We start from the raw sequence: 6,789 nt of genomic DNA, 5'->3' as shown, positions 1-6,789 counted from the left end.
CTGCGCCTCGCCGACGCCGGCCGCGAGGAAAACCCCGTCAACCTCGATCCCCGCATGGCCAAGCTCGCCGGCGGCGTCCACAGGCTCGACGGCCAGCTCATGGTCGTCCTCGACGTCGATAGAGTCCTCGAACTCGCGCCGGAAATGAAGGCGGCATAAGCCGAACGGCACGCCGCAGACTTAGAGTGGATTGGAAAACGTCCCGTCAGGGAACTGGAAGAGCCAAGGGGCCGAAGATGAGAACATGCCTGGTCGTTGATGATTCAAGCGTCATCCGCAAGGTCGCGCGCCGGATTCTGGAAGGTCTCGATTTCCAGATCATCGAAGCCGAGGATGGCGAGAAGGCGCTCGAAGCCTGCAAGCGCGAGCTGCCGGACGCGGTGCTGCTCGACTGGAACATGCCGGTCATGGACGGCTACGAGTTCCTCGGCAATCTGCGCCGCATGCCCGGCGGCGATGTGCCGAAAGTGGTGTTCTGCACCACCGAGAACGACGTCGCCCATATTGCGCGGGCGCTGCATGCCGGCGCCAACGAGTACATCATGAAGCCGTTCGACAAGGAAATCGTGACCGCCAAGTTTCAGGAAGTCGGACTGATTTGAACTGCGTTCGATCCCGGCGGTCTCGCGGCCTTCGGCATCTTCGTTTTCCAGTGTGCCGTTAGTGCCGTAGTCGGTGGAGTAAATGAGTACTGCGTTGATGAGTTCCACGACCCATGGTGCGAACCGGCTCGAGCCGATCCGCGTCATGGTGGTCGACGATTCCGTCGTGATCCGCGGCATGATTTCGCGCTGGATCGATGCCGAGCCCGACATGAAGGTGGCGGCATCGCTGCGTACCGGCCTCGATGCAGTCAACCAGATCGAGCGGATCAATCCCGACGTTGCGGTGCTCGACATCGAAATGCCCGAGCTCGACGGCATCTCCGCGCTGCCGCAGCTGCTCGCCAAGAAGCGCGATCTCATCATCATCATGGCCTCGACGCTGACCCGCCGCAACGCGGAGATCAGCTTCAAGGCACTGTCGCTCGGCGCCTCCGACTACATCCCGAAGCCCGAGAGCACGCGCGAGGCGACCGCCGCCGACATCTTCCACCATGACCTGATCCAGAAGATCCGCCACCTCGGGGCCAAGGTCCGCCGCACGGCGGCAGCGAGCCCGCCGCTGGCGCCGGCGCAGGAGCGGCCGCAACCGGTTGCGAAGGCCGCACCCGTCGCCGCGCCATTGGTGAAACGACAATTCGGCCTGACGGCGCCGCGCGCGCTGGTGATCGGCTCCTCGACCGGCGGTCCGCAGGCGCTGATGTCGCTGGTGACCGAGATCGGCCCGGTGATCGACCGCTTCCCGGTGCTCATCACCCAGCACATGCCGCCGACCTTCACCACCATTCTCGCCGAGCACCTGGCGCGTTCGAGCCGCAGGCCCGCGGCAGAGGCGGTCGATGGCGAAGTCGTCAAGCCGGGCCGCATCTACCTTGCGCCGGGCGGCCGCCACATGAAGGTGGTGCGCCACGGCACCGATACGGTGATCGCGCTCGACGACGGACCGCCCGTGAACTTCTGCAAGCCGGCGGTCGATCCGCTGTTCACATCCGCCATCGATGTCTGGCAGGGCGGCACGCTGGCGGTGATCCTCACCGGCATGGGTTCCGACGGCATGCGCGGCGGCAAGGACATCGTCGCAGCCGGCGGCAGCGTGATCGCGCAGGACGAAGCCACTTCCGTGGTGTGGGGCATGCCGGGCGCGGCGGCCAACGCCGGCATCTGCGCGGCAATCCTGCCGCTCAACCAGATCGCGCCGAAGCTCGTTCAGTTGTTTTCCGGAGTTCGCTCGTGACGCCCTCAGACTATGAGTATCTGCGTAAGCTTCTGAAAGAGCGCTCCGGCCTCGATCTCTCTGCCGACAAGCAGTATCTGGTCGAAAGCCGCCTCGTGCCGCTGGCGCGCAAGGCGGGCCTGCCCGGAATCCCCGAGCTGGTGCAGAAGATGAAGGCAAGCGCGGAAGCGCTGACTGCGGAGGTGGTGGAAGCGATGACCACCAACGAGACCTTCTTCTTCCGCGACAAGATACCGTTCGACCACCTGAAGGATGCGGTGCTGCCGGCGCTGATCCAGGCGCGCGCGGCGCGTCGCTCCATCCGCATCTGGTGCGCGGCGTGCTCCACCGGCCAGGAGCCCTATTCGATCGCCATGATTCTCAAGGACATGCCGGCGCTCTCGGGCTGGCGCACGGAGATCGTCGCCACCGACCTCGCGCAGGCCGTGCTGGAGAAGTCGAAGGCGGGCGTGTTCAGCCAGTTCGAGGTACAGCGCGGGCTGCCGATCCAGATGCTGGTGAAGCATTTCAAGCAGAACGGCGACCTCTGGCAGCTCAACCCCGACATTCGCGCCATGGTGCAGCACCGGCAGCTCAATCTGCTGCAGGACTTCTCGCACCTCGGCACCTTCGACGTGATCTTCTGCCGCAACGTGCTGATCTATTTCGACCAGGACACCAAGGCCATGATCTTCGAACGGATGTCGCGGATGATCGAGCCGGATGGCGTGCTGGTGCTGGGTGCGGCCGAATCCGTCGTGGGCATCACCGATGCCTTCAAGCCCTATCCGGACCGCCGCGGCATGTATTGTCCGAACACGACGCGCGCCGCGCCCCGCATTGCGGCAGGTTCACCTGCGATGCCGCTGAAACTGGTGGCGGCTGCGCGCTAGCCCTTGTTGAGCATGATCTGTTCGGAAAACCGCTTCACACTTTTCCGGATCGTGCTTTAGAGGATCGCGTGCGGCAGGAAGCGCGACGTGTTGCCGGTGATCGGGTTCTCGTCTTCGCGCACCGACAGGCCGCACGGCGTGTGATCGACCAGCCAGCTGCCGATGACGGCGTACTGCCCGGAAAAGTTCGGCAGCGCCGCCAGGGCCTGCCGGATGAATCCTTCCGCGCCGTAGGGGCCTTGCTGCTCGACCAGCGTCGAGCCGCCGGCCACGAGGGTGACATTGGCGCCCTCGCGCGAGAACAACGGCTTTCGCACGAACGAGGTGCCGAGCTTCGAGGCTTCCGGATCGTTGTCGAACCAGGCCGGCAGCAGGTTCGGATGTCCCGGAAACATCTCCCATAGCAGCGGCAGCAGGCCCTTGTTGGAAAGGATCGCCTTCCATGGCGGCTCGATCCAGCGCGTCGGCGCTTTCGCGATCTCGGCGCCGAATTCGTCGTGGAACATCCATTCCCAGGGATAGAGCTTGAAGGCGAGCTCGATCGGGCGGTTGTCGAGATCGACAAAGCGATGGTCCCCGGCAATCCCGATATCCTCGATATCGAGCAGTGTGGTCGAGAGTCCGGCCTGTCGTGCGGTATCTTCGAGATAGGCCAGCGTGCCGGAATCTTCCGTGCTCTCCATCATGCCGGCGAGGTGCAAATGATTGACGCCAAACTTTTTCCAGGCCTCGATCAATCGCTCATGGATCGAGTTGTACTGGTCGGCGCGTCTGGGAATGATGCTGCGCTCGATCGCCTGCTCGAGCCAGGTCCACTGGAACACGGCCGACTCGAAGATCGAGGTCGGAGTATCGGCGTTGTATTCGAGCAGCTTCGCCGGATTCCTGCCGTCGTAGCAGAGATCGAGCCGGCCGTAGAGGCTGGGCTGGTCGCCATGCCAGCTGTCCGCGATCAGCGGCCAGTGGGCTTGCGGGATCTTGAGGCGCCGCAGATATTCCTCGTCCTCGACGGCCTTGCTCACCAGTTCGAGGCACATCGCGTCGATCTCGCCGGTCGGCGTCTCGATCTGGCGCTCGATCTCGTCGAGCGTGAACGCGTAATAGGCGCGCTCGTCCCAGTAACGCTCGCCGTCAATGGTGTGGAAATCGAAGCCTGCGCTCTCGGCGGTCGCGTGCCAGTCGTCGCGCTCGGGGCAATTGATGCGTCGCATTGCGATTGCTAGCCGCCGCCATGGTGGCCATGGCCGTGATGATGTCCGTGCCCGTGGATGCGATGCGAGGTGATGCCGAACCCGCTTCTGGCGCGGCAATAGGGCCGCCCGTCCGGTCCCGGCACCGCTTCCATGCCCGGGCCACAATCGCGGCGCGGGGTGAAGCCCATGGAGACGGCGCCGACCGCGGCGCTTCCCATCAGTGTCAGCACGACGCGACGCGAGCGTTTCATGGGGCGATCCTGCCTGCGATGAATGAAGGTCGGCAGTCTTGGTCAAGCCCAGGCGCATGGCAAGTGAAAGCAGCTCGCCTCACGGCATCGTGCGCCTCAGCCGCCGAACGAGAAGTGTGACGAGAAACTGTGAGCGAAACTGCCGAAGCCGCCGCGCTTGACGGTGCTGGAGCTGGCGTCGGTGGTGGCCGCTTGCGTCGAGCCGGACGAGCCGCCGGAAGAGTAGCTGTAGCGCGATCCGCCCGAGCTGCCATGGCTGCTCGACGATGAGCCGCGCGGCGGACACTCCGACGGCGAGGACACGCTGGGCATGGTGCCGGGCTGCGCCGGCGTGCATTCCCGCGGCATCAGCGCGTAGGCTGTGCTGCCGACGGCGATCGTGCCCATCACCAGCAGCACCACTTCGCGTGAGCGTTTGGCGGGCGGGGCCGGCGTCGGGCTCGACGGTACCGAGGGTGTGCGTTTCCCGAACTGGGAGGGCGGTTTGTCGGCCATGGTCAGTAGATCATGCAGGCGGCGTTGATCGCGCCGAAGGCGAGCGAGGCGAGCCCAAGCCAGATCGCGGGCGCAAGCTCGCCGTCGGCGATCCGCTGCGGCAGGTTCGGCACGGGAATGCGGACGATGAAGAAGACGATGATCTGCACGATCAGCGCGATCAGGCTCCAGATCATGCAGTCCCAGACATTGGCGGAATGGGCGATCGCGCTGATCAGCGGCAGCGAGAAGCCGAGCAGGGACAGGCCGAGCGCAATGGCGGCCGCCGGATTGTTGTTGCGGATCAGCTCGAATTCGTTGTGCGGCGTGATGCGGGTATAGACGAAGAGATAGGCGAGCACCGCGATGATCGCGGTGCAGAAGTAGACCAGGAACGCCGGCAGCCCGGCGAGGGATTGCAGCACCATCACGTCACCCCGAATCTGCAGGTAAGCGGCAGATTTGCACGGCCCGTTGGTCGGGGCGAGGCGAGGGCGGGTTCAATCCAAAGCAAAAACCACCGCCGCTGGCCGGTGAAGGTCAGCGTGGAGCCTTCTCTTCCCTCGGTGTTCTCCGCGAAAGGCTTCGAATCAGGCGGAACGCCAGCCAGAAGAACAGGATCACCAGCGCCAAGGCGGCAACCGGCGCCGCCAGCGCCAGAATGGAGATCAGCGCCGCACCGCCGAGCTCGGCGGTGGCTACCGCGGAATTGCCGATGCCGCCGGTGAAGACGGTCGATTTCGCCCGCAGCATCGCGGTCAGGCCTTGGGTGATGCCGGCCGCGCCGCCGCCGGCGATGATGGCAGCGGTCCACTTCACCATCGGCGGCACGTCGGTCATGACGGCTGCGGACGCGATCGTTCCGGCAACGACGGAGCCGGGCGTCGCCAGCGTGTCGAGCAGGTTGTCGACGCCGGGAATGTAGAACGCCGCGACCTCCACGACGGCCGCCGTGCCGAGCATGATCACCGCGGCCGGCGTGCCGAGCCAGGCGAAGCTCTCATTCAGGTTCACATGCCCGGTCCAGGCGGCGACGCTGAGAACCAGGAGCGGCAGGAACAACCGGAAGCCGGTGGCCGCTGCCAGAGCGATGCCCAGCGCAATCGAAAGTCCGAGATCGACGTTGGACATGCGCCGCTCCATCAGCGAATTGCCTGCGCTGGTCCCAGATTAGCACCGTTTGCAGCTTCCCAAACAGCAACCCCGCCGTTAGGCGGGGTTGCAAGCGTTCCGTTATGGCCGTGACAGAGGCGGCTATTCCTTGACCTCGATCTTGCCCTTCATCGCTGGGTGCAGGCCGCAGATGTAGTCGTAGATCCCGGCATCGGCCAGCGTCAGCTGGGTGGTCTGTCCCTTCAGCGCGATCGACGAGCGCTGCGACTTGGGGCCGGTGATCGTCACCTGGTGCGGCGAGGAATCGGTGTTGGTCCAGGTGATGGTCTGGCCCTTGCTGACCACGACGGTCTCGGGGCCGAACTTGAAGTCGGAGATCGAGACCACGCCGGGGCCGGGCGCGGGCTTGGCCACGGCGCCTTCGGGCGTGCCCTTCAGCCCCGCCAGCGAGATCACGAAATCCTGTCCGGCATGCGGCTTGTGGCAGGTGAAGCAGGCCGCGAGGTTGGCCTTGTCGTTGACCTTCTTGTCCGGGCCGAACGCCTGATATTCCCATTCGCCGTTGCGGATGTCGTCCTTGTACTCGCTGCCCCAGCCGTCGCGCTTCTCCATCACGGTGTAGGCGACGAGGTCGCCCTTCTTGAAGCGCCCGTTGGCATCCTTGACCGGCTCGCCGGCGGCATCGAGCTGCGCCTTGTACTGCACCAGCGTCAGCACCGTGCCGCTCGGGATCGGCTGCCCCTTGCGCGCGGCATCGACCGCGGCCGGCGTCGCATAGAGCTCGCGATACTGCTTGTTGTCGTAGCGATCGACGACGGCATAGAGCGTGCCCTTTTCGAAGCCCTCCGGGAAGGCGACCTTGTCGCCGCCGGCCAATGCCGAATAGCCGATGAGCGCCCCCGAAATCGATCCGAGCGCAACTGCGCCAGTCAGGCTGACGTTTTTCATGACTTCCCCCGTTTGCGGACAATCCCGTCAGGTACGAGACCCCGCCGCGCGGGTTTCAATCCGGGGGAAAGCGAATTTGTCGCGGTGGGCGGTGCCCCAAAA

Annotated in this window: 9 protein-coding genes and 1 pseudogene; 4 read left to right on the top strand and 6 right to left on the bottom strand. The window is 65.0% G+C overall.

Annotation, left to right across the window (positions count from 1 at the left end; all coding sequences use genetic code 11):
* From HZB49_RS21630 to HZB49_RS21615, 4 genes and pseudogenes are all read left to right on the top strand, one after another.
* Positions 1–159: pseudogene (locus HZB49_RS21630) on the top strand (chemotaxis protein CheW); the annotation flags it as partial.
* 77 nt (positions 160–236) lie between these two features.
* A complete protein-coding gene (locus HZB49_RS21625; RefSeq protein WP_291615057.1) occupies positions 237–602 on the top strand; it encodes a response regulator in 366 nt (121 codons plus the stop codon).
* Between the two features lie 82 nt (positions 603–684).
* Positions 685–1,836 (top strand): chemotaxis response regulator protein-glutamate methylesterase, encoded by a 1,152-nt coding sequence (locus HZB49_RS21620; RefSeq protein WP_291615055.1) that lies wholly within the window; start codon positions 685–687, stop codon positions 1,834–1,836.
* Positions 1,833–2,708, top strand: a complete 876-nt coding sequence (locus tag HZB49_RS21615; protein WP_291615053.1) for a protein-glutamate O-methyltransferase CheR — start codon at positions 1,833–1,835, stop codon at positions 2,706–2,708. The genes HZB49_RS21620 and HZB49_RS21615 overlap by 4 nt, the downstream gene beginning before the upstream one ends.
* Positions 2,709–2,764: 56 nt before the next feature.
* On the opposite strand, the gene HZB49_RS21610 is transcribed toward HZB49_RS21615, so the two are convergent.
* The 6 genes from HZB49_RS21610 to HZB49_RS21585 all read right to left on the bottom strand — a co-directional run bounded on the left by HZB49_RS21610 (position 2,765) and on the right by HZB49_RS21585 (position 6,687).
* Positions 2,765–3,919 carry a glutathionylspermidine synthase family protein gene (locus HZB49_RS21610; protein ID WP_291615051.1) on the bottom strand — a complete coding sequence of 385 codons (1,155 nt, stop codon included), beginning with the start codon at positions 3,917–3,919 and terminating at the stop codon, positions 2,765–2,767.
* Positions 3,920–3,927: 8 nt separating this feature from the next.
* Positions 3,928–4,152 (bottom strand): hypothetical protein, encoded by a 225-nt coding sequence (locus HZB49_RS21605; protein WP_291615049.1) that lies wholly within the window; start codon positions 4,150–4,152, stop codon positions 3,928–3,930.
* A gap of 96 nt (positions 4,153–4,248) precedes the next feature.
* Complete coding sequence (locus HZB49_RS21600; protein ID WP_291615047.1) at positions 4,249–4,647, bottom strand: hypothetical protein; 399 nt, start codon at positions 4,645–4,647, stop codon at positions 4,249–4,251.
* Positions 4,648–4,649: 2 nt separating this feature from the next.
* Positions 4,650–5,054 carry a DUF350 domain-containing protein gene (locus HZB49_RS21595; RefSeq protein ID WP_291615045.1) on the bottom strand — a complete coding sequence of 135 codons (405 nt, stop codon included), beginning with the start codon at positions 5,052–5,054 and terminating at the stop codon, positions 4,650–4,652.
* 112 nt (positions 5,055–5,166) lie between these two features.
* Positions 5,167–5,757, bottom strand: coding sequence for a DUF4126 domain-containing protein (locus tag HZB49_RS21590; protein ID WP_291615043.1), 591 nt, complete (start codon positions 5,755–5,757; stop codon positions 5,167–5,169).
* A 123-nt stretch (positions 5,758–5,880) separates the two neighbouring features.
* Positions 5,881–6,687, bottom strand: coding sequence for a cytochrome P460 family protein (locus HZB49_RS21585; protein ID WP_291615042.1), 807 nt, complete (start codon positions 6,685–6,687; stop codon positions 5,881–5,883).
* Positions 6,688–6,789 lie beyond the last annotated feature (102 nt).

The sequence above is a fragment of the Bradyrhizobium sp. genome (genome assembly GCF_016219575.1).
GTDB lineage: Bacteria > Pseudomonadota > Alphaproteobacteria > Rhizobiales > Xanthobacteraceae > Bradyrhizobium.
The sequence above is the reverse complement of the archived record's forward strand: the minus strand, read 5'-3'. Positions and strand labels throughout refer to the sequence as shown.